Below are 22,494 nucleotides of genomic sequence, written 5' to 3' on the forward strand. Positions count from 1 at the left end.
GCTCGGGGTCGTTTTTGCTAGACGTACGCCGGGAGGTGAGACGGCCGAGGAGGACAAGGTGATCGCGGCGGCGTGGGGTCTTCGACCACCACGACCGTCGAGGAAAGTCCGGGCTCCGCAGGGCAGGATGCTGGCGCAGGCCAGTCGGGGCGACCCGAAGGAAAGTGCCACAGAAAGCAAACCGCCCGCGTTCGCGCAGGCAAGGGTGAAAGGGTGCGGTAAGAGCGCACCGGGTTCCTGGCGACAGGGGCCGCACGGTAAACCCCATCCGGAGCAAGGCCGAGCAGAGACGCGCCCAAACGTGGCAACACCGCTGGGCAGGGACGGCCCGTCCCGTCTCGGGTAGTGCTGCACAGAGGAATGATCACCACCCGGCAAGAGCAATCGACCCGGGGACAGAACCCGGCTTACGACCTCGCTCGACCGTCTCACCGTCCCACTTCTCGCTCGGCCCGTACGACCATCAGCGCGTCATCACTACCGTCGGAGTCCCGCTCGGGTCGGTCGGGGTCGAAGCGGTCGGTGAGCTCGACGATGCGCAGGCCCGCCCGCGAGAGCGCGGCGCGGAGCTGGGGCTCGAGCAGGTAGCGCTGGGCGATCGTGCCCTCGACGGCGCGGCCGTGGTCGTCCACGTAGAGGTACGAGACGTCGATGCGCTGCCGCGGCTTGTCCCACGTGCTGCGCTCGAGCACCTCGTAGTCGACGCCATCCACCTCCACCCGACACAGGGGCTCGTGGGCGTCGTCGGGCACGTCGTCGGGCTCGGACTCGCGGTGGAAGGCATCGGCCCGGTAGACGTCGAGTGCCACTTGGCCTCCGGGCGCGAGGTGTCGCACCGCGTTGGCGAGGGCTGCGTCCACGTCGTCGTCGGTGAGCAGGCAGTAGAGCCCTCCGAAGGGGATCAGCACGCGGTCGAAGCCACGATGCAGGCTCACCGTTCGCATGTCGCCCTCGCACAGCGACACGCCGGCCTGGTGCGCCTTGGGGAGGGCCTGCACCGCCTGGCGGGCCATCGCCAGCAGCTGCGGATCTCGCTCGACGCCCACCACCACGCGGCCCGGTGCGGCCAGCGCAGTCACCACTCGGCCGTAGCCGCAGCCCAGCTCCAGCACCGAGCCCGCTCCTTGGCAGACGCGTACGTAGTGGTCCAGGTCACCGGCGGTACCGCGATGGAGCGCGGCAAAGAAGGGAGCGGGGTAGCTCATGGGGTTGCGCGGGAGCATACGCCGGCTCCTGGGGCCCGGCACGGCGGGGGAAGTCACGGTCGCGGCTCGGGTGCGCTACCATGGGCGAGCGATGGCGGGGTTTTTCGGGGTGCGCAGGATCTTGATCGTGCTTGGGGCGTGCGGGCTGGTCGGCTGTGCGACCGGTGTGGAGCCCGAGGGCACCAGCCAGGCCTTCGATGGCAACGCCGATGCCTCCGACGACGACGACGGGCCGACCACGGGGAGCATGAGCACCTTCGACGGACCGATCGAGACCAGCTCGGCCGATGGTCCGGGCACGGGCTCGGCCGATGGCCCGGGTCTGCCCGATCTCGGCATGTGCAACGACGACACCGACTGCATCCTTCCGCCCGGCACCTGTCTGCAGGAGCAGGGGATGTGCGTGGGGGGGCTGTGTCAGCATGGTGCGGCCGCGCCCGGGGCCACCTGCGACGATGGTGATCCGTGCTCCACGGGCGACGCCTGCGATGGCGAGGGGGTGTGCTACGGCGTGCCGCTCGATTGCGGCGGTGGTACGTGCGTGGGCGGCGAGTGCATGGGCGGCGACTGCCCGCAGGGGTTTGCCGACTGCAACGGGAACGCGGCCGACGGCTGCGAGACCGAGCTGGGGACGACCTCGGACTGCGGCGGCTGTGGGGACGGCTGCAGTGCCGGAGCGCATGCCAACGCCTCGTGCTCGGGGGGCGCGTGCCAGTACTCGTGCCAGGCCCCGTGGGACAACTGCGACGGCAACTGGGCCAATGGCTGTGAGGTCCCGGTGGGGGTCGAGCACCAGTGCAGCGCCAGCGGCATCGATGCCAACGGCTGCTGGACGGCCTACTGCGGCGCCTCGGGGGATCCCAGCGCGACCAACTTCGGCACGTTCTACTGCATGGATTGCGCGACCTGCCGCGTGCCCGCGGCCGGGCAGTGCCAGTGGTGCAACCATGCCTCGGGGACGTTCTACCCGGCCGATGCCTGCGCCTGCGGGTCGTACGAGGACCTGGCCTGCTGAGGGGGCGCTCGAGTCGGATCGCTCGATCCAGGGCGAGGATCAGTCCGCGTCGGGGGCGAGGGTGCGTCGGCGCCGGATGGGGACCTTGGTCCAGGTGGAGCGGGTCGCCGCGGCGATGCTCGCTCGCTCGAGCATCACGAGCAGCCACTCCTCGAAGGTGGTCCAGCGCTCGGCCCCGGGCATCGCGACCACGGTGGCCGTCTCGCCGCGTCCCTCGAACGAGTACGCGACCGCGTCGTCCATGCTGTGGGCGAAGATCAGGCGGTCGTGCTCGACCACCAGCTCGGACGGGGCGAGGAATCGCACCGGTCGTTCCCAGCAGCCAAAGGTGCATAGGAAGTAGCGCCACGGCTCGGGTGCGGTCTTGCCCAGCTCTTGCGTGGCCGCGACGACCTCGCGGGGCGAGGGGGAGAAGCCCCGGGCCGACACCGGGACCATCCGCTCCATCTCGGTGGTGATGCGGAGCTCGAGCTCGGCCCGTCGCTCGCGGCGCTCCTGGGTGAGCGCCGCGTGGATCCTCTCCTCGAGCCAGTCGAGGAACGCGTCTTCGCTCGCGGAGCTGTCGAGCTGGTCGAGCGGCCGAGGAACCTCGTGATCCCAGAACACGATCGGCAGCTCGGGTGCGGGCGACCGCACGTCGAAGCAGTCGTCGTTGCCACCGCCATCGGTGGCGAACGCGACCAGCCACGCCGGGCGCTCGGCGATGCCCTCCTCGCGCACCAGTGCATCGGGTCCAAAGATGCACGTGGGCCAGTCGCATGCTCCGAGCTCGCGCAGCAGTCGAGCGAAGCCCGTGGGCAGCGGCAGACCAAGGCGTGCCTCGGCGCGGACGATCGCTTCATCGGACGCAGGTCGGGCCATGGGGTTGCGGCGGCGGAGGACGGCGAGCGCCTCGGCCCAACGCCCGCCTGCTCCGAACGCCGTCCGAGCGGGCTCCGAGACCGCTTGGCGGGTCTTGGGGTCCGAGGCAGGCACTGCGGGGAGTATGCCGCAATCGCGGTGGCGTAGGGGGGTCGCGAGGGACGCGCGATGAGGATTGGGGCTGGGAAGGCGCGATGCGGGGTGACTTCGTTCGCATGCGCATCCGTGCCGAGCGCGGTTTCGGGCGTCGTGGTCTCGAGGGCAGCGGGTTTGGCCACGACCTCGCGGCTCACTGTGATGGTGACACGAACGCATTCCATCGTTGACCGGCTTGCTCACGAGCTCGCGTGCTCCGATCGCCGTCGTCGAGGCGAGGGCATGAGGGAGATCCCGGAGGTCGATGGACCAGGAGCCCGTAGCACGACCGCGAGGAGTTCGTCATTCTCGCCCGCCGATAGGAGGTGCGCAGAAGGGTGCACGCCCCGCCGAGTTGCGGTTGGCTGGTTTGCCCGCGGATTGCTGGTCCTCACAGGCCCATGCCACCATCCCGCCTCCTCACCCCAGCGTGGAGAGCTTCCAATGTCTCGTACCTTCTCGACCTTGACCCTGGGCTTGCTCGTGGGCCTCCTTGGCTGCCCCAGCGGCGACGATACCTCCACTTCGGTGGCCGACGGCAGCACCGGTACGCCCGGCACTAGCGGCAACACCACCGAGATGACCTCGGCCGACAGCACGGACGGACCCGTCACCTTGAGCACCACGGATACCCCAGGGACCACGACGAGTGAGCCCGAGACTACTGGTGCGGGTCTTTGCGACCCGGATCCCATGGGGGATGACTGCGAAGAGTGCTCAAAGGCGAACTGTTGCTCCGAGATCGAGGCTTGCGCAGCTGTTCCCGAGTGTGCGTGCTTCCAAGATTGCACTGCAAAAGCGGGCCCAGCCGGCGTGGGGCAATGTCAAACGGATTGCATGACGAGCGGGGTTGCCGAGGTCGACGATTTGATCCAATGCTCGACTGCGAACTGCCTCGCCGAGTGTCTCTAGCCAGTATTCGTGTGAATCGAATCGACGTGCAATCGATCGCCTGGGTCGTGTGCGCGTCGATTCGAGCAGAGCGTTCGCTCGGTGCTAGGGCGCGTACTTGGCCAGCCAGATGTCACGCTTGGACGCCTCTTCGCTGTGGATCGCACCCGCTGCCAGGATGTTTCCTTGTGTATCCACATCAATCGACAGAGTGACGTCCCAGCTCAGTGGGGTGTCGAAGTCTCCGTCGTGAACATTGGTCCAGGTCTCTGAATCGTCAGCGTCATACTTCGAGACCCAGCCCTCGATCGTTGTGTCGTCGACTAGATTCGTGCCTCCTGCGACGACGTTGCCGTCGTCATCCAGATGGACGGTTTCGATCGTGAATAGGGGGGCCGTTGGCAGCGGGAAGATCACGGTGGTTTCGGCTCCGTTGGGGGTGAGTCGAGTGATGCGGGGTGAGGCCCCGCTCGGCGAAACGGCGATGGCGATGTCGCCGTTGCCGTTCATCGCGAGCGCGTCGGGATGGGTCTCGCCGGCCAGGTTCGGATTCTCGGTCCAGAAGTCCGCGCCGTTGCTGTCTTTGAGCTGAAGCCAGGCTTGCTCGACCCCGCCGGCGACGGACACCCCCGCGAGGAGGATCCGGTTCTCCGCGTTGACGGTCATTCGCATTGCCCGTTCCGTGCCGCTCTGAGCCTGGGTCCATTGCTCCGTTCCATCCGGGGCTTGCTTGCGGAGGACCGTTTGGTAGCCGGTCTCCGTCGTTGGGTCGCCATATTCGAAGAGCACGTAGACGAACCCCTCGGTGTCGATGCCGATGCCTCGGATGCGATCCCAACCGCCCTGAAGTCCGGCGTGGGTCTGACTCCAAACGGTCTGCCCGGTACTGCTCACTCGCATGAGCCATGCATCGTTGGGACCGCCGGGATCGAAGCTGCCACCGACGACGAAGCCATCGTCGGGCAAGGTTGCGATCGGACCGAGGCTGGCGTTGCTTCCGGGGCTGGTGAGGTTGGCCGTCCAGACCGGCGAGCCGTCGGGCGAGTACTTTCGTAGCCACGGCACCGACTGGGCACCGTAGCCAAGGGCTCCCGCGACGATCACGTTGTCCATCGAGTCCGCCGTGATCCCATAGGCCGTATCCACTCCATGCTGCAGTGAGTCGTACGTCACCTCCCACAGCACCGACCCGGACACCACGCAGTCGACGTTGCAGCCATTCCCGTCCACCTGGTCTCCGTCGTCGCACGCTTCTGCGTCATCGAGGAACCCATCGCCGCAGTGAGGTCCCAGCTCGCTGCAATCGGGGCTGCACCCGTCGTACGCTCCATCGTTGATCCCGTCGTCGCAGACCTCGCCGTCCTCGACCACCCCGTTGCCACACACGGCCGGCGTCTCGCCGCTGCCATCCGGATCCACCTCGCTCGAGCTGCCGTCCCCGCTGGCGGTCGATCCCGGTCCCGACCCCGAGTCCGAGTCCGAGCCCGCGCTGCTGCTCTCGTTACCGCCGCTGCTGCTCTCGTCACCGGTGAGGTCGGTCACGATGGGGGAGAAGCACCCCGCCGAGGGCAGGGCGAGGACAAGGGCCGGCAACAGGGCGAAGGATGGACGGGGACGCACGCAAGGGAGCGGCTCGCGAGGGCTGCGAAGGTCGGAGGAATGGGACGCGGGAGCAGAAGGGCTGGATGGCCTGGTCATTGCGATTGCTTCTATCGGCCACCGCAGCCCTCCGTTGCGTCCCCGTCGCAAGAAATTTCTCGGGGAGCCGACCGACCTGCGGTCTCTGCGTCCAGGGGGTCACACCAACTCATTGAAATCCATTGGTTTTCGTCGTCGATCACGATGGAGCGAACGAGTCGGCAGTGCAGGCATCTGCGCGTACCGCGGAACCCGAAAGTACGACGAGCATCGTATGATGCAGACCCGAGCCGCACTCGCCCATGACCGACGAGCTTCCCCGACCGACCGAGGCCGAGACGGCGATCCTCTCGGTGCTGTGGGCTCGCGGTCCGTCGACGGTGCGGCAGGTCCACGATGCGCTGGCCGATCGAGGCACGGGCTACACCACGGTCCTCAAGCTCATGCAGATCATGGCGCACAAGGGCCTGCTGCGGCGTGACGAGTCGCGCCGCAGTCATGTGTACGAGCCCACGATCGACCAGGGGGCCATGCAGCATCGCTGGGTCGACGACCTGCTCGAGCGCGGGTTCGGAGGATCGACCTCGGCGCTGGTGCTGCGCGCGTTGTCGAGCAAGCGCGCGTCGGCGGCCGAGCTCGCACGGATCCGGGCGCTGCTCGACGCGCTCGAGGCCGACCCTGACGACGGAGGCGACCTGGGATGACGAGCACGATCGCGCTGTCGTGGGCCGAGGCACTGCTGGCGTCGCTGTGGCAGGCACCGCTCGTGGCCGCGCTGTCGTGGCTGCTCGAGCACGCGTGGGCCGAGCGCGCGAGCACGCGTCATGCCATTCGAGCGAGCGCGCTGCTGCTGGTCCCGTTGGTCGCGATCGCCACGGCGCTGCAATGGTTGCCCGGGCTCGGCTCGTGGGTCGTGCCCACGTCGGTCGATGCTCCGCTCGGTGATGGGCTCGCCGTCACGTCGACCCTGGGCACCGCGCCGCATCCCGCCACCAGCCCCGGTTGGGTGACGTGGGTGCTCGTGGTCTGGCTCGTCGGCATGCTGCTGATGACCGCCCGCACGGCGAGGGCATGGCGCGCCGTGGTGGCGCTGCGCGCCACGGCCGTGCCGCTGCCGCCGGAGTGGCTGGAGCGCGTCCGGACCCTGGCTTTGCGCATGGGCATGCGGGCGCCCGCGGTGGCGCAGTCGTCGGCCTGCGACTCCCCCCTGGTGCTGGGCTTGCTGCGCCCGCTGGTGCTGCTCCCCGCGGGGCTTGTCCACGGGGTGAGCCCACAGGTGATCGAGGCGGCGCTCGCCCACGAGCTGATGCACCTGCGACGCCTCGATCCCTGGCTGCACGCGGCACAGGTCGCGGTGGAGATCGGCCTGTTCTTCAATCCCGCCGTGTGGTGGATGTCGTGGCGTCTGAGTCGCGAGCGCGAGCACGCGTGCGATGAAGCGGTGCTGCGCATACCCGCGGCTCCCGCCCCCGTGGCCTACGCCCGCGCGTTGCTCGAGCTCGAGCAGTGGCGTGTGCGGCCCTCGCCCGCGCTCGCGCTGGGACTGGGCGGGCCGAGCCTGCGCTCGCGAGTGCTGCGGCTGGTCCAGCCCCGTCGCGCTCGAGGGGCCCGTCGCTGGGCGGCCCGCGTGGGCATGCTGGCGGTGGTGGGCGTGCTCGTGGTCGCGCTCGAACGCGCAGAGGCGCCCGCGCTCGCCCCCGTACCGAGCGATGCGATCGGCGTGGCGTGGCTACCCGCCTCGGTGCGCCGCCACGAGCCCGAGATCGTCCGCGCCGCGCAGCGCCACGGCGTGGACCCGGCGCTGCTGGCCATCGTGGTCCATACCGAGTCGCGCGGTCGCCCCGAGGCCCGCAGCTCGGCCGGGGCGAGGGGCTTGATGCAGCTGATGCCGTCCACGGCGGCCGAGATCGCCGAGCGCCGGGGCTTGCCTCCGCCCACGCCCGATGCGCTGGACGAGCCGGCGTACAACCTCGACCTCGGGGCGTGGTACCTCGCTCGCCTCATCGAGCAGCACGAAGGGCACCTACCGCTGGCGCTGGCGGCCTACAACGCGGGTCCGGGCCGGGTGGCGGCGTATCAGCGCGGCGAGCTCGAGCTGCCCGAGGAGACCCGCCGCTATCAGGCCACCATCGAGGCGCTCTGGCGCGAGCGCTGGTTGCCGTGGTCGCCCACGCTCGCGTCGCGGCACTCGGGAACGTCACGCGCGGGTGAGCGTTGAGCGACCGCTTCGCTTGACGTAGCGTGCCGTGCATGAGCCCGACCTGGACTGTGCCGTCACCCTCGAGCGGATGCACGATCGCCCTGTTGTCGACATGGATGGCGCTCGGTCCGGTCGCGTGTGGCGACGACGCCACGGCCGAGGGCTCGGACACCAGCACCGGCCAGACCACCAGCGAGGGGACGACCGCGGTCGATTCCTCGGGCCCGGGCACGACCGATGACGGAGCAACGTCGTCGGGCTCGAGCAGCTCGAGCGACACGGGCATGGTCGACTCCTCGGGTTCGGGCACGAGCACGGGCGCCGAGACCGAGACCGACACGGCGGGCTTCGATTGCTCGACCCTGCCCCCGGGCCCGCTGCCCTTCGAGGAGGTGTTCGCGGCGGGCACCGTGTTCGATGGCAGCGAGGACATCGCCTTCGATGGCCAGGGCCACCTCGCGGGCAAGAGCGGCGCCGAGGTCCGACTGGTGTCGCCCGACGGCACGGTCGTCGATGACTGGCCCGACCCGGGCGGCACCTACGGCCTGCGCTTTCGGGCCAACGGCGAGCTGCTGGCCGCCAAGTACGCGAACGGGGAGATCCGCATCGTCAACGGCGCGGGTCCGCTCGTCACCATGGCCGGCGGGGTCAACGGGCTCTACCCCGACTTCGATGACAACGTGTGGTTCACCAACGGGAGCTCCGTGCGGCGGATCAACCCCGATGGCAGCGTCGACGCGATCGTGACCGGCAACCCCGAGGCGGCGAGCACCAATGGCGTGGTGCTCGATCCCACGCGGGGCCTGCTGTTCTACAGCAACTACGGTCCGGGTCTCATCCGCTCGGTCGTGATCGACGGCGACGGCAGCCCGGGGGTCGTCTCGATGGTCGCCTCGATTCCGAACGCGTTCATCGACGGCCTGAGCATGGATGCCTGCGGCAACCTCTACGCGATGGATCAGGGCAGCGCCACGCTCTACCGCGTGTGGCTCGACGAGGCCGGCGTGGCGGTCGGCATGCCCGAGGAGCTCGCGCAGTTCCCCACCAACGTGGCCAACGCGGTGTTCGGCCGCGGCCCGGGCTTCGACGAGCACAGCCTCTACGCCGCGGGCATTCCGGGTGGAGTCTACCGCGTGGAGGTGGGGGTCCCCGGCGCGCCGTACCCCACGCCGTGATCCGTCAGAACGCGTCGGGGAGGTCCCACGCAAAGATCGCGTTGGGATCGAGGTATGCCACCGGCGAGAACCATAGCTGGCCGTTGGGGCTCACCGTCACGCGTCCCCGCCCCGGCATGACGTCGAACGGCTCGACGGTGCCGGTACGAGGATCGAGCACCACCACCTCGAGGCTCCGCAGCCCCACGTAGACCCGACCATCGAACGCGTCGTGGCTGAGGCTGGTGACGTCTTGGGCGAGATCGACCAGCAGCTCGGACTGCAAGGTGAGCACGTTGAAGCGATGGACCTCGCCACCCTCGATCGCGAACAGCAGGTGCGCCGCGCTGATGGGCGCCCCGGCGGTGATGCGCGCGGTCAGGGTCCCCAGCGCGTTCTGGGTGCCCGAGTCGAGATCGGCGGTCACGATGTCGCCGTTGGCGGTGCTGTTGCCCACGTAGAGCACGCGGTCGATGCCCCAGGTCAGACCGAAGGGCCCCGCGTCGGCGCCGGCCGACCCGAACGGCCCGCTGCCCTGGGTGACGACGGCCTCGATGACCAGCGGCAGGGGATTGGCGGGATCGTCCTCGACCAGCCGGGCCACGCCCTGCGGCGGATCGGTGAAGCACCCGCAGCTCGCACAGCAGGTGTAGGTGATCGCGACCTCACCGAGTCCCTCGACGCCTCGGGCTCCCGCATCGAACAGACCCCCGGGCATGCCCGGTCGGGACCGGCTCGGGAGCGTCGAGCCGGCGGACAGCCCCCCGGGTCGTCCGGGGGTGATGCCCGCCGGCGGGGTGACGGCCTTGAGCACCTTGACCTCGCCCATGTTGAGGTTGGAGACGCCGGGCCACTCGGTGAGCGTGCCGTCGGGGAGCAAGCGTCGCACGTAGTCGGTGCCGCTGCGCAGGGTGACCATCCACGCGGTGCAGTCGTCGGCGAATTCGAGGTCGCCGATCTCGACGGCGAACGGGCCGTTGAGGTCGAGCTCGGACGGCGGCGCGCAGTCGATCGTGCGCTCGCAGGAGCAGTAGGTCCCCCAGCACTCGCCGCCCGGCAGGCAGACCACGTCACCGCAGGGGGCCACGGGGATGCACTCGCCCTGGCCATCGCACACCGTGCCGGGCCCGCACTGCTGGCCGTCGCAGGCCTCGTAGCCGCCCGTCAGCGTGCAGGCCGCTTCGGGATCGCGACACTCGCCGCTCATCACGTCGCAGACCTCGGTCGGGCCGCAGGGGTCGGGCACCTGGCCCTGGCACGTGGTCACGCACTGGTCGTCGATGCACTGCTGATTGGGAGCGTCGCAGAACAGGCAAGGATCGGGGCCATCGTCGCTGCTGGTCCCGTCGGGCAGCGCGGTGGTGTCGGCGACGGTGCTCGCCGAGCCCTCGGTGCTCATGGTCGCCGAGCCCGTGGAGCCGGAGCCGAGCGTGGTCGGGATCCCGCTCGTGGACGGGTCGGTCCCGTCGCCCTCACCTCCATCCGGACACCCGGTCAGGCCCAGCGAGGCGAAGGCGAGCACGCAGACGGAGCGCTTGGTCATCGCAATCGCGCGCCCCTCATCCGCCCAGGACGACGAACCAGTAGTACGCGCCGCCGCCGGCCGCGAGCACGAGCAGCAGGACCAGGAACGGCATCATCCCCATGCCCTGGCGCGGGGCCCGGCTCGGCTGGCTGGGGCCGCCCTGGGAGGCCTTGCGGGGCGCGCTGTCCTCCTTGCCGTCCATGCGCATGGGCGCGGAGCCGGGCGCGGGAACGGGGGTGGGCTCGGCTTCCCCGGGACCGGTGGGCGCGGGCGAGAGATCGCCGGCGTCGAAGCCCCCGTCGAAGCCATCGAGGGCCAGCGGCGCCGAGGGATCGTAGTCGCCCAGCGAGGCCAGCGGCTGCGAGCCGGTGGGGTGGCCACCGTCGTCGTCGTCGATCGAGCGGAAGTCGGCGAACTCGTCCTCGATGAGCTTGAGGATGACGTTGCTCTCGTCCGCCTTGGGCTGCGTTCCCGGGTGTTTCTTGCGCAGGTCCGCGATGAGCTCGGTGAGGTCGCGGGCCGAGACCTTGAGCTTGCGCGAGAACAGGAACCCGAGCAGATCGTCGGCGAAGTCGCTGGCGGTCTGGAAGCGCTCGTCCACGTCACGGGCGAGCGCCTTGCGAATGATGTCCTCGAGCTCGGAGGGAACGCTGGAGTTCTGCGCGTTGATGCTGGGGACGTCGGCCGCCCGCACCATCTGCACCGTCTGGTAGTCCGACTCGCCGAGGAACAGGCGGCGACCGGTGAGCATCTCGTAGGCGAGGATGCCCACCGCGAAGATGTCGGCGCGGGCGTCGACCTCGAGCCCGCTGGCGGCCTCGGGGGACAGGTACGAGAACTTGCCCTTCACCACGCCCGGGTCGGTGGACTCGAGCTGCGTGGAGGCCTTGGCCAGGCCGAAGTCGGTCAGCTTCACCTCGCCGTTCCACGACACGAGGATGTTGGGCGGCGAGATGTCGCGGTGCACGATGCCGAGGATCCGGCCGGTCTCGGGGTCGCGCAGGCGGTGGGCGTAGTCGAGGCCCTTGAGCACCTCGTTGAGGATCCAGATGGTCAGCGGAACGGGGAACGTCTGCCGCTTGCGCGAGAACTCCTGGAGGATCCCCTTGAGGTTGATCCCCTCGACGTACTCCATGACGATGAAGTAGGTCGACGAGCTCTTGCCGATGTCGAAGACGCTGACGATGTTGGCGTGGCTGAGGTGCAGGGACAGCCGCGCCTCGTCGAGGAACATGCGGACGAACCGCTCGTCCTTGAGGAGGTTCGGAAGGATTCGCTTGATGGCGACCTTCTTCTTGAAGCCCGCCATCGACTCGGCCTCGGCGACATAGACCTCGGCCATGCCTCCGGCATCGAGCTTGAACAGTGGGCGGTAGCGCTCCGACGACATGATGGGTGGTGGGCTTGGGAAGGGGGCAGCCGCCAGCGCCCCCAGACACGGGGGGCCGGCCGCTGCGGATTGTACCTTGGTCGGTGGCACGGCAGGGGCCCAAAACGTGCGTCCCCTGGCCGAATTTTCTCCTCGCGTACGAGGGGCCATGGAAGCGATGGGTGAGACGGGGTGGGACGCCGGCCCCGAGCACGGCCGGCGCGAGAGGGCCGACGCTCTCGCTATCGTGCAGAGGCGCTGCTCCCGGAGGTCTCGGTCGGGGGATCGTAGCCGGTGAGCACGAGGCGGATCGCACCGACCCATAGATCGCTCTCCATCACCAGCGGAATCCTGCGCTCGTCGGCCGACAGCCAGGCGCGCAAGCTGAAGGCCCTCTTGCCCGGGATCGCAGCGCCGTGCTCGTCGACGCGCGTGATCGTGCCCTCGATGCGGATCGTGTCGTCGGGGTCGAGCCCGAGCGCCGTCGCCATGCTGGGCATGGGGCTGAGGCGATCGCGACCGAAGCACTCGATCTCCACGCGCATGAGGGTGAGGCCGTCGACCACGTGGGCCTTGGCCCGCTCGCCCTTCTCGAGCCGAAGCGAGCGAACCCAGGCCATCACCGACAGCGAGTCGTAGGTGTCGATCGGGACGCGATGGAGCTTCTTCTCCACCTCGTCGTCCTTGGTGTCGACGATCCGGACCTGACCCCGGCCCTCATAGGCCTGGCGGGTCTCGCGGTGGGTGTACTTGCGCGGGGCGAAGCCCGAGTAGTGGAGCACGTTGTAGTTCGAGATCGCGGCCCCCGTGCGAGCATCGACGTACGTCACCATGTCGTCGGTGACGGTGGCCAGCAGCGAGACCACCCCGCTGGTGCGTGCGTGCCCTTCGAGGCGCAGCATGGGCGCGCCCGCAGGCGGTGGCCCACGAGGGTCGGGCTCGATGCCCGTGATCTCGGCCTCCGCCAGACCGGCGGGGTTGCCGGCGAAGGAGACGTCGAAGCGAAAGCGCTCGCCGATGCCGAGCGTGTGCCCAAAGTCGGCGGGGCGCTGCGTGCGTGCCTGCCGACGCCGCGCGTCGATCATCGGCGGCGAGGCCAGCGCGTCGCTCCACCCGTGCAGGCCCTTTGGACGAGGTCGCGGCTTGGCACCCGGCGTCGTGCCGGCGCCGACCACCGGCGGTGTGCGCAGCGATGGCATCACGCTCGCGTCGGGCGGCGGCGAGACCCCCTGCGGAGCGGTCGGCTCGCCGACCACGCCAACCCTGCCCACGCGGCGCCCTCGTGGCTCGTCCGGGTCGGGGCCCGCGGGGGGCTGGGTCATGGTCTCCGGCCCGGGCTCGCTCGACCCTGCGCGGACGGTCGGGCCCAGGGTCATCGTCGTGAAACAGCAGAGCACCACGGCCATGCGGTGCGCCCCCCGTCGGCCCCTGGCCCTGGGGATGGTCGCGGGGATCGTCGTGGGGGTGGGCGTGCCGTTCTCCACCGGGATGCCAATGGTAGGATGCCCGACCCTACCACGCCATGGACTCCGCTCTCGATGCACCGCTGGTCCTGACTCAGGGCGATCCCCGAGGCATTGGTCCCGAGCTGCTGCTGCGACTCGGCGCGAGCGGGCTGCTACGCGAGGGCGACCAGGTGGTCGCCAGCCCATCGTGGATGGAGCAATGGGCACGGCGGTTGCCCGAGCCGTGGGCGCTGGCGGGGTGGGCGCGGGTCCAGGCCCGGCTGGTCGCGGTGGAGGCCGATGACCCCGGGCTCGCTCAGGTTCGCGCGCTCGAGCGCGGCGTGGACCTGGTGCTGCAGTCGCCCGGGCGAGCCTTGGTGACCGCGCCCATCGACAAGCGGGCGTGCCACGACGCCGGGTTTCCATTCCCTGGGCACACCGAGTACCTCGCCCACCGAGCAGGAGGGGTCGAGGTGGCGATGCTGATGGTGGGGACGCGGCTGCGCGTGGTGCCGGTGACCATCCACGTCGCGCTGCGCGAGGTACCGCAGCGCCTGCGGACCGAGGCGATCGTGAGCGCCGGCTGCTTGCTCGCGCAGGCGCTGCGAGCTCGCTTCGGGCACTCGCGGCCGCGCCTGGCGGTGCTGGGGCTCAACCCCCATGCGGGAGAGCGCGGGCTGCTCGGTGACGAGGAGCTGCGGATCATCGAGCCCGCGGTGATCGAGCTGCGTCGGCGGTGCGAGTTTGCGGAGGTCGAGGGTCCCCTCCCGGCCGACGCGGCCTTTGCCGCGCACGATCGCGGCCGCTACGACGCGGTGCTCGCCATGTACCACGACCAGGGCCTGGGCCCGTTCAAGCTGGTGCACTTCACCGATGGGGTGAACATGACGCTCGGGCTTCCGTTCGTGCGGACCTCGCCCGATCACGGCACTGCGCTCGACATCGCCGGGCGTGGCATCGCCGATCCTTCGAGCATGGAGGCGGCGGTGCGGCTCGCCCGTGGAGGTCGGGCATGAGCCGCGCCAAGGTACCGGCCCCGGCGGCGCGTCGTCGCGGCGGGCGCCACAAGCCCGCGGCGGAGGTGGCCGAGGCCGGGGAGGTCGCGGGTGCGAGCAAGGCCCGCGGATCGGCCAGGACGACCAAGACCAGGGCCAAGGCGGCCAAGACCACGATGAAGGCGAAGACGAGGACCGCCGACGCGAACGCCCGGATGGAGCCGGCGACGGCCGCGAGCGGGTCTGGGCCCGGCGACGAGCTGCCGCCGCTGTCCGAGCCCACCACCATCCGCATTCGCGGCGCGCGAACCCACAACCTGCAGGGCGTGGACATCGATCTCCCGCGCGGCCGGCTGGTGGTGATCACGGGCCCCTCGGGCTCGGGCAAGAGCAGCCTGGCCTTCGACACCATCTTTGCCGAGGGGCAGCGCCGCTACGTGGAGAGCCTGAGCGTCTCGGCGCGCCAGTTCCTCGCGCAGCTCCCCAAGCCCGATGCCGATCTCATCGAGGGGCTCTCGCCCGCCGTGGCCATCGCCCAGGACCCGCCGGGTCGCAACCCACGCTCCACCGTGGGCACCGCCTCGGAGATCTACGACTACCTGCGGCTGTTGTTCGCCCGCGTGGGACGGGTCTACAGCCATCGCACGGGCGCCCTGATGCAGCGCCACAGCATCGAGGACATGGTCGAGGCGGGGCTCGGCCTGCCCGAGGCCACGCGCTTCTCGGTGGTGGCGCCCGTGGCCCGCAACGCGCCCGGCGACCATCGCGAGCTGCTCGACATGCTGCGCCGCCGCGGCTTCGTGCGGGTCGCGATCGACGACGAGGTGCGCGATCTGGGCGAGGCGATCGATCTCGATCCGCTCGAGCGCCACAGCATCGAGGTCTACGTCGACCGCCTGGTCCGCAAGGAGGGGATCCGCGGTCGCCTGGCGGACTCGATCGAGACCGCGGTCGAGCTCAGCGGGGGGCTCTTGCGCCTGCTGCCGCTCGATGGCGATCCGATCGAGCTGTCGCAGCGCCACGCCGAGCTCGAGCACGGCATCACCTATCCCGAGATCACGCCCTCGCTGTTCTCGTTCAATTCGCCCGACGGCGCCTGCCCCCGCTGCGATGGCCTGGGCCAGCGTCGCGTGGTGGACCCCGCGCGCCTGGTGCCCGACGAGCGCCGCTCGCTGGCCGAGGGCGCGCTGCACCCCTTCGGCGGACGCGGTGGGGCGGCCCACCAAAAGTCGATCGCGGCCGTGGCCAAGGCGCTCGGCGCCTCGCTCGACACCCCGTGGCGCGCGCTGTCGGCCGAGGCGCGCGTGACCTTCATCGAGGGGGTGGGGGAGGGCGGCCTGCCCGGCCTCCGTGACACGTTCGAGGGCGCTCGCCCCTTCGTCCAGCGCCGGCTCGATGAGCTGCAGGCGAAGGCCTCCGATGCGGCCCTGCGCAGCGACGACGACGGCCCGGCCGGACTCGAGGAGCTGCTGGCCTACACCGAGCTGCGCACCTGCGAGGAGTGCGAGGGCCAGCGCCTTCGCCTCGAGGCTCGCATGGTGCGGGTGGGCGAGCACGGGATCCACGAGCTGTGCACCATGCCGCTGCATGCCCTGCGGCGCGCCCTCGATGGCATCGCATGGGACCAGGAAGACGAGGAGATCGCCAGCGCGGTGCTCCTGCGCGTGCGCCAGCGCCTGGCCTTCCTCATCGAGGTGGGACTGCACTACCTCACGCTCGATCGTCCGATGATGACGCTGTCGGGCGGCGAGGCCCAGCGGATCCGGCTGGCCACGCAGGTGGGGGCGGCGCTGGTGGGCGTGACGTACATCCTCGACGAGCCCAGCGTGGGGCTGCACCAGCGCGACAACGATCGCCTCGTGCGCACGCTCCTGCGCCTGCGCGACCTCGGCAACACGGTGCTGGTGGTCGAGCACGACGCCGACACCATGCGAGCGGCCGACCAGATCGTGGACATGGGCCCGGGAGCGGGCACCGAGGGCGGTCGGGTGGTGGCCCAGGGCAGCGTGGCCGAGATCCTCGAGGATCCAGCCTCGCTCACCGGGGCGTATCTCTCGGGCCGCCGCGAGATCGCCGTACCGGCCCGTCGGCGCAAGCCCAGCGGGGCCTCGCTCGTGCTCGAGGGGGCTTGCGGGCACAACCTGCGCGACGTCGCCCTGCGCGTGCCGCTGTCGGTCCTCACGTGCGTGACGGGAGTGAGCGGCTCGGGCAAGTCCTCGCTGGTGGTCGACACCCTGCTGCCCGAGGTGCGGCGCGAGCTCAACGGCGCGCTCGGCTACGGCCTGCCGCACGGGCGCTTGCGGGGCCTGCGGCACCTCGACAAGGTGATCTTCGTCGACCAGACCCCGATCGGACGCTCGGCGCGAAGCAACCCCGCCACCTACACCGGGCTGTTCTCCGAGATCCGCGGGGTGTTCTCCCAGCTGCCCGCGGCCAAGATCCGCGGCTACGGGCCCGCGCGGTTCTCGTTCAACGTCAAGGGCGGGCGCTGCGAGGGGTGCCAGGGCGAGGGGGTGCGGCGCATCGAGATGCACTTCCTGCCCGATCTCTACGTCACCTGCAGCACCTGCGGCGGTGCCCGCTACAACCGGGAGACGCTCGCGGTCACGCTGCGGGGCAAGACCATCGCCGAGGTGCTCGCACTGCCGGTGGCGCAGGCCTGCGACTTCTTCGTGGCGCACCCGTCCATTCGCGCCAAGCTCGAGGTGCTGCGCGACGTGGGCCTGGGCTACCTCGCGCTCGGCCAGAGCGCCACCACCTTGTCGGGGGGCGAGGCCCAGCGCATCAAGCTCGCGCGCGAGCTGGCGCGCAAGTCCACCGGCAACACCCTGTTCGTGCTCGACGAGCCCACCACGGGCCTGCACTTCTCCGACATCGAGCAGCTCCTCGAGGTGCTCCAGCGCCTGGTCGACGAGGGCAACACCGTGCTGGTGATCGAGCACGACCTCGACGTGATCAAGCAGGCCGATCACGTGATCGACATGGGCCCGGAGGGCGGCGACGAGGGGGGCACGATCGTGGTGTCCGGTACGCCCGAGCAAGTGGCTCGGCACGCGAGCAGCCACACCGGCCGCTACCTGCGACGCGTGCTGCGTGGATGAGCGTGACGGTGGGTGGTGACTCGACTACCCTCCCACGGTGGATCGCTCGGCTCGGCTTCCCTCTTCCTTGGCCTTGCTCGTCGCGCTGGCCTCGATCACGACGAATACCTCGGGGTGTCGGCCGTCGAGCGCACCATCGGTGACCACCCCGCCGCCGACGGCCTCGCCGGTGGTGGCGTCGACCTCGCTGCAGCGGGAGGACTCCACGGAGCCTCCCCCGACGGGGCCGAGCGCTCCCCGCGTGGCGCAGGACGTCGCCCCCCTGCCCGTGTTCCCCAATCCCGACCGACGCGAGCGTCTGCTCGACTCGGTGCCCACGCTGACGCGCCGCATCGAGGCCTTCATGGCCGCCGACCACATCCCGGGGCTCGCGGTCGGCCTGGTGATCGACGACGAGCTCGCCTGGGCGCAGGGGTTTGGCGTGACCGATCTGCAGACCGGCCGCCCGGTGACCCCGCAGACCGCCTTTCGCATCGGCTCGGTCACCAAGACCATTACGATGACCGCAATCCTTCGCCTGCGCGACGAGGGCAAGCTCGACCTCGACCACCCCGTGGTCGAATACCTGCCGGAGGTCGGCGCGATCGGCCACCCCACCGACGAGCTGCAGGGATTCACGGTGCGGCAGGTGCTGACCCATTCCTCGGGGCTGCCGCGAAATGGCCGCTTCGACTTCGAGGGTCCCGAGCATCGGGTCGACCGCGCGGAGGTCGAGGCCTCGCTCGAGGGCCTCGACCTCCAGACCGTGCCCGGCCTGGTGAGCAGCTACTCCAACCTCGGCTACATGCTCCTGGGACTGCTCATCGAGGACGTGACCGGCCAGGGCTACCGCGAGCACATCGACCAGGCCGTGCTCGCGCCCCTGGGCATGAAGGCCTCGGTGTGGAGCGCGGGCGACGTGCGCACGGAGCTGGCCATGCCCCACGACGTCGAGAACGGCAAGCCCAAGCCCATGCACCACGAGGACCATGGTGCCGCGTCGGCGGGCGGTGGGCTCTACTCCACCGTCGAGGACATGGCTCGCTTCGCTGCGCTGCAGCTGGGGGCTTGGCCGCCGCGCTCGGGCGATGACTCGGGCCCGCTGCGGCGGTCGAGCATTCGCGAGGCGCACTCGATCCACTTCGCGCCCCATGCCACCACCCGCTTCACCCCCGGACGGTACCCGGCGGCCGAGCTCGCGGGTACTGGCCTTGCCTGGTCGGTGACGCGGGACTGCGAGCTCGGGCACGTGGTGGGCCACAATGGCCGCAACACCGGCTATACCGGGACGCTGGCGCTGCTTCCCCAGCGCGGCGTGGGCTTGGTGCTGCTGTCCAACCAGCACTCCACCAACCTGGCCGAGCTGAACGTGCACCTGCTCGAGGATCTGGCCGAGAATCCTGCGCTCACCGTGCGCGAGCTGCCCGTCGATCCTCGGCTCGAGCCCCGCAGCCGCGAGCTGTTCGCCGCGGTCGTGGCCGGGGACGAGTCGCGGCTCGGCGCCCTGCTCGCATCGTCATGGTCGCCCGAGCAGCTCCAGAAGCTGTGGGCGCGCTGGCGTGGAATCCACGAGCGCGTAGGGGCGTGCGAGCTCGACCGCCTCGGCGAGGTCACGGCCACCCATGCCACGGTGCATGGCACGTGCGAGCGCGGGCGGGTTCGCATGGAGCTCGAGGCTCACGGGTCGGGCTTCGTCGACGTGGTGCCGATGGTCGCGCTCGATCGACCCCCCAAGCACCTGCGCAAGGCCGCGGCCAACGTGGGCAAGCTGCTGGCGCGCTGGGACGAGGACCTCGCCGCCCGCACGTTCCTGCAGCGCGGCCGACCCTCGCGGTATCGCGACTTCTTGCACGGAATCGGTCAGACCCGCGGTCGCTGCACGGTGGGGCGGGTCGTCGAGGCGAGCGACGTGCACGTCGAGCATCGGCTCGACTGCGAGCACCGCTCGGGCCGACTCGTGCTCACCAGCGGCGAAGGCAGCACCGTGGTGGATGGCCTGTGGATCCGTGACGACCCCGAGGATCCTCGCCGCTGTGTCGATCTCTGACGGCCCTCAGGTCATCGCGCTCAGGCCGCTCTGATCCTTGAGCACCACGCTGCGGCCGTTGAGATCGAGCAGGCCCTTCTTCTTGAACTGCGCGAGCGTCAGCGAGATGGTCTCGCGCGTCGAGCCGATCAGGTTGGCCATCTCCTGGTGGGTGATCTTCAGGCCGATCTGCAGACCGTCCTCGTGCTCGACCCCGTACTCCTCGCCCAGCTCGAGCAGCAGCGCTGCGAGCTTGGCTTGCACGTCGCGGAACACCAGGTGCTCGAGCTTGGTCTCGATCTGCTTGCGACGCTCGCCCACGATCGTCGCGAACTGGAACCCGAGCTTGGCGTCGGTGAGCAGCAGCGCCTGGAACACCTCGCGCGGCAGCTCGGTGATGATCGCGTTCTTCATGGCCTCGGCCATCTCGTCGCGCGGGGCGCCGTCGAAGACGCACAGCTCGCCGAAGATGTGTCCGGCACCGCGATAGGCGAGGGTCAGCTCCTTGCCGTCGCGCGTCACCTTGCTGCACTTGACGCGACCGCCGTTGATGAAGAACACCCGATCGCCGGGATCACCCGGCAGATAGATGACCTGGCGCCGTGGAATCTCGCGGATCTCGACCTCGGCGGCGAGCTCGGTGAGCTTGTCGCTGGGCACGCCCTCGAGGAGGGGGATCTTGCGCAGGTACCAGAGCGCACGTTTCTCGTCCTTGGCCGAGGCGTCTTGAGCAGAGCGTGCCATCTAGGAGGGAAATGTACGCGAGGTCACGAACATCGGCAACGCTGTGAGCTGAATGACAACTAGTCAATTCGATGACGGTATGGGGAAAATCGAGCGGTACGGTCGTTGCAGCCGTGGTTCTCGGGTGGTTCGATCTCCCCGGGCTCGGCCGGGGGCGGGCCCCGTCGAGGGTCACGGTCCCCAATGATTTCCCATCCTTCCGCGTCCAGCCCGCTCATGGTGGTCGGTGACGCAGCGTGTCTGGCTATGAAAATAGTTCACATGCCTCGCAGTCGCTGCGGTGCGGCCCGACCTGCCGGAGCACGGTGCTCGGGGTCGCGGTCGCGCGGGTTCACGCTCATCGAGCTGATGGTGACGCTCTCGGTGCTGGTGCTGGTGGCAGTGGCCGCGTTCGCAGGCTTTCGTCGCAACGAGGAGGAGGGGCAGCGCAAGCGCTTCGTGTCGGCGGTGCACGGTGCGATCACCCAGGCCCGCAACCATGCGATCGACGAGCAGACGCCGGTGCGGGTCGACGTGGATGCGACCTCGATGACGCTGACGGCATGGAACCCCGTGACCGAGACCTGGGAGCTGTTCGAGCGCGTGGCGATGACCGTCCAGCGCGATGCGCTGCTGCTCGACGATGCCAAGGTCTGCATCTTCGGGCTGGGCACGGGGGTGCAGACGCCCGCGCAGGCGCAGAACGTGCTGCCGCCCGACGACTGCCTGCCCGGGGTGCAGACGCTGCGGTTCGAGCCGGACGGGACCTTCAGCGACCCCAACAATGCCTTCAGCGTGGTGCCCAACGCCGGGGTGACGCTGTGGATCGGCGACCGCACGGTGGCGGGCGAGCTGTCGTATGCGCTGGTGCAGGTGTTCCCCGGGGGACTCATCCGAACGTTCGACGAGGTGGGATCATGAGCGGCATGGCACGACGGGCGATGCGAGCGCGCGGTCGGGTCGGTCGTGTTCGGGCCGATCGTGGTCAGGCCGGCTTCACCTTGATGGAGGTGCTGGTGGCACTGGCCGTGTTCGCGATCTCGGTGGTGGGGCTGGTGGCGCTGGAGTCCCGCAGCATCGAGTCGCAGCGGGCCTCGCGAGAGCTTCGCGAGGGCGAGCGGATCGCCCAGGAGACGATGGCGGACCTCTACGGGAAGGGCTTCTTGCAGCTGCTGTCGCAGGACTTCGCGGGCAACGCCAACCCATCGTTTCCCTACGACGACCAGCTGGTGGCGGCCAACGAGCGACAGCGCAGCATGAGCCGCCCGCCCGCCGACATTCCCGACGACGAGGCGGTGGTCGGCGAGGTGCGCGGGAGCTTCTTGGTGTTCCGCCGGGTGGACTGGGTCACCACCCCCGGCGCCGTGCCGGGCAACCCTCCCAGCGTCGATCCGCTCGAGCCCGACAACGAGATCGGGCAGGTCAACGCGCTGGAGCTCGAGGTGGTGGTGCTGTGGATCGATCACACCAACCCCGGGTATCCGCCCCCCGAGGGCTTGCAGGTCACCGACCTGGTGCCGGCGATGACCGACCCGCAGGATCCGGAGTTTCGCCCCTACGTGGGCAACGTGCGGCTGCGAACGGTGCGGGTCAACGACGTGGTGCTGGTGGCGAGCGACGATGGAGGGACCGGGCCATGAGTCGTCGTCGAGCGCAGGCGGGGTTCACCCTCATCGAGCTGATGGTGGCGATGGTCGTGTCGGCCATCGTGGTGCTGGGGGTCTATGCGTTCTCGGCGATCCAGCAGTCGACGGCGGGGCTGCACGAGCGCAACGTTCGGGTGCAGCAGGCACTCGAGGGCGCGATGTGGACGATGGCTCAGGACGTGCGCAGCGCGGGGCTGGGCCACGCGAGGATCTGCAGCGAGCTACGGGTGTGGGACTCGAGCGCCGGGCAGCTGATCAATCCCGGGGCGGTGGCGGACCCGACGTTTGCGGTCCGGGACGCGGTGACCGGCGAGGCCTACTGGGTCTTGCGCGACGGGCTGCAGGCGCACTGGAACAGCAGCATCGGCGGCGACCTGCCGGGCGACGTGGCGAGCTCGGCGTCGCCGCAGAGCGTGGCCGACAGCTTCGACGTGATCCTCGGCGACGACACGTACACGGGGTCGTACGGCGTGTTCCAGCTCGCGGCGCCGATCGGAGCGGGGGACACGACGATGACGATCCGCAGCTCGGCGATGCTCAGCAACGCCGACGCCAATCATGTCGCGCAGGTGCAGCAGCTGCTCCC

The 22,494-nt window shown here is 69.9% G+C and carries 18 protein-coding genes and 1 other RNA gene; 11 read left to right on the forward strand and 8 right to left on the reverse strand.

Going from position 1 to position 22,494, the window contains the following annotated elements:
- Positions 1–45 precede the first annotated feature (45 nt).
- Positions 46–426, forward strand: an RNA gene (gene rnpB / locus OEB96_RS03075) — RNase P RNA component class A.
- 2 nt (positions 427–428) lie between these two features.
- Here rnpB and OEB96_RS03080 read toward each other — a convergent pair.
- Positions 429–1,205: a class I SAM-dependent methyltransferase gene (locus OEB96_RS03080; RefSeq protein ID WP_266213907.1), complete on the reverse strand. Its 777-nt coding sequence runs from the start codon at positions 1,203–1,205 to the stop codon at positions 429–431.
- 91 nt (positions 1,206–1,296) lie between these two features.
- Here OEB96_RS03080 and OEB96_RS03085 point away from each other — a divergent pair, with 91 nt between their 5' ends.
- Positions 1,297–2,220, forward strand: coding sequence for a hypothetical protein (locus OEB96_RS03085; RefSeq protein ID WP_266213908.1), 924 nt, complete (start codon positions 1,297–1,299; stop codon positions 2,218–2,220).
- Positions 2,221–2,259: 39 nt separating this feature from the next.
- On the opposite strand, the gene OEB96_RS03090 is transcribed toward OEB96_RS03085, so the two are convergent.
- Positions 2,260–3,195 carry an SMI1/KNR4 family protein gene (locus tag OEB96_RS03090; protein ID WP_266213909.1) on the reverse strand — a complete coding sequence of 312 codons (936 nt, stop codon included), beginning with the start codon at positions 3,193–3,195 and terminating at the stop codon, positions 2,260–2,262.
- A gap of 1,017 nt (positions 3,196–4,212) precedes the next feature.
- Positions 4,213–5,526, reverse strand: a complete 1,314-nt coding sequence (locus tag OEB96_RS03095) for a hypothetical protein (RefSeq protein ID WP_266213910.1) — start codon at positions 5,524–5,526, stop codon at positions 4,213–4,215.
- Positions 5,527–6,047: 521 nt separating this feature from the next.
- Between OEB96_RS03095 and OEB96_RS03100 the strand changes: the two genes are divergently transcribed.
- Genes OEB96_RS03100 through OEB96_RS03110 form a run of 3 tightly spaced genes read left to right on the forward strand, consistent with a single transcriptional unit; the run spans position 6,048 to position 9,120 of the window.
- Entirely contained in the window at positions 6,048–6,449 is a 402-nt protein-coding gene (locus OEB96_RS03100) for a BlaI/MecI/CopY family transcriptional regulator (protein ID WP_266213911.1), read from the forward strand.
- Positions 6,446–7,963 carry a M56 family metallopeptidase gene (locus OEB96_RS03105; RefSeq protein WP_266213912.1) on the forward strand — a complete coding sequence of 506 codons (1,518 nt, stop codon included), beginning with the start codon at positions 6,446–6,448 and terminating at the stop codon, positions 7,961–7,963. Before OEB96_RS03100 ends, OEB96_RS03105 begins: the two co-directional genes overlap by 4 nt.
- A gap of 32 nt (positions 7,964–7,995) precedes the next feature.
- Positions 7,996–9,120, forward strand: coding sequence for an SMP-30/gluconolactonase/LRE family protein (locus tag OEB96_RS03110; RefSeq protein WP_266213914.1), 1,125 nt, complete (start codon positions 7,996–7,998; stop codon positions 9,118–9,120).
- A 4-nt stretch (positions 9,121–9,124) separates the two neighbouring features.
- Here OEB96_RS03110 and OEB96_RS03115 read toward each other — a convergent pair whose 3' ends face one another.
- The 3 genes from OEB96_RS03115 to OEB96_RS03125 form a co-directional block, all read right to left on the reverse strand.
- A complete protein-coding gene (locus tag OEB96_RS03115; protein ID WP_266213916.1) occupies positions 9,125–10,642 on the reverse strand; it encodes a hypothetical protein in 1,518 nt (505 codons plus the stop codon).
- A gap of 16 nt (positions 10,643–10,658) precedes the next feature.
- Positions 10,659–12,014: a serine/threonine protein kinase gene (locus OEB96_RS03120; RefSeq protein ID WP_266213917.1), complete on the reverse strand. Its 1,356-nt coding sequence runs from the start codon at positions 12,012–12,014 to the stop codon at positions 10,659–10,661.
- Between the two features lie 221 nt (positions 12,015–12,235).
- A complete protein-coding gene (locus tag OEB96_RS03125; protein WP_266213918.1) occupies positions 12,236–13,369 on the reverse strand; it encodes a DUF3108 domain-containing protein in 1,134 nt (377 codons plus the stop codon).
- A 146-nt stretch (positions 13,370–13,515) separates the two neighbouring features.
- Between OEB96_RS03125 and pdxA the strand changes: the two genes are divergently transcribed.
- Positions 13,516–14,454 (forward strand): 4-hydroxythreonine-4-phosphate dehydrogenase PdxA, encoded by a 939-nt coding sequence (gene pdxA, locus OEB96_RS03130; RefSeq protein WP_266213919.1) that lies wholly within the window; start codon positions 13,516–13,518, stop codon positions 14,452–14,454.
- Entirely contained in the window at positions 14,451–17,534 is a 3,084-nt protein-coding gene (uvrA, locus tag OEB96_RS03135) for an excinuclease ABC subunit UvrA (protein ID WP_266213920.1), read from the forward strand. The genes pdxA and uvrA overlap by 4 nt, the downstream gene beginning before the upstream one ends.
- A gap of 24 nt (positions 17,535–17,558) precedes the next feature.
- On the opposite strand, the gene OEB96_RS03140 is transcribed toward uvrA, so the two are convergent.
- Complete coding sequence (locus OEB96_RS03140) at positions 17,559–17,741, reverse strand: hypothetical protein (protein ID WP_266213921.1); 183 nt, start codon at positions 17,739–17,741, stop codon at positions 17,559–17,561.
- Positions 17,742–17,775: 34 nt separating this feature from the next.
- On the opposite strand from OEB96_RS03140, the gene OEB96_RS03145 reads away from it, so the two are divergent.
- Positions 17,776–19,560 carry a serine hydrolase domain-containing protein gene (locus tag OEB96_RS03145; RefSeq protein WP_266213922.1) on the forward strand — a complete coding sequence of 595 codons (1,785 nt, stop codon included), beginning with the start codon at positions 17,776–17,778 and terminating at the stop codon, positions 19,558–19,560.
- A 6-nt stretch (positions 19,561–19,566) separates the two neighbouring features.
- On the opposite strand, the gene OEB96_RS03150 is transcribed toward OEB96_RS03145, so the two are convergent.
- A complete protein-coding gene (locus OEB96_RS03150) occupies positions 19,567–20,283 on the reverse strand; it encodes a Crp/Fnr family transcriptional regulator (RefSeq protein WP_266213923.1) in 717 nt (238 codons plus the stop codon).
- A 261-nt stretch (positions 20,284–20,544) separates the two neighbouring features.
- Between OEB96_RS03150 and OEB96_RS03155 the strand changes: the two genes are divergently transcribed.
- The 3 genes from OEB96_RS03155 to OEB96_RS03165 form a co-directional block, all read left to right on the forward strand.
- Complete coding sequence (locus OEB96_RS03155) at positions 20,545–21,183, forward strand: pilus assembly FimT family protein (protein WP_266213924.1); 639 nt, start codon at positions 20,545–20,547, stop codon at positions 21,181–21,183.
- 5 nt (positions 21,184–21,188) lie between these two features.
- Positions 21,189–21,902, forward strand: coding sequence for a type IV pilus modification PilV family protein (locus OEB96_RS03160; protein WP_266213925.1), 714 nt, complete (start codon positions 21,189–21,191; stop codon positions 21,900–21,902).
- Positions 21,899–22,494: PilW family protein (locus OEB96_RS03165; RefSeq protein WP_266213926.1), on the forward strand; the 596-nt coding region annotated here is incomplete at its 3' end. The genes OEB96_RS03160 and OEB96_RS03165, both read left to right, overlap by 4 nt.

Source organism: Paraliomyxa miuraensis (assembly GCF_026337845.1).
Lineage (GTDB): Bacteria > Myxococcota_A > Polyangia > Nannocystales > Nannocystaceae > Paraliomyxa > Paraliomyxa miuraensis.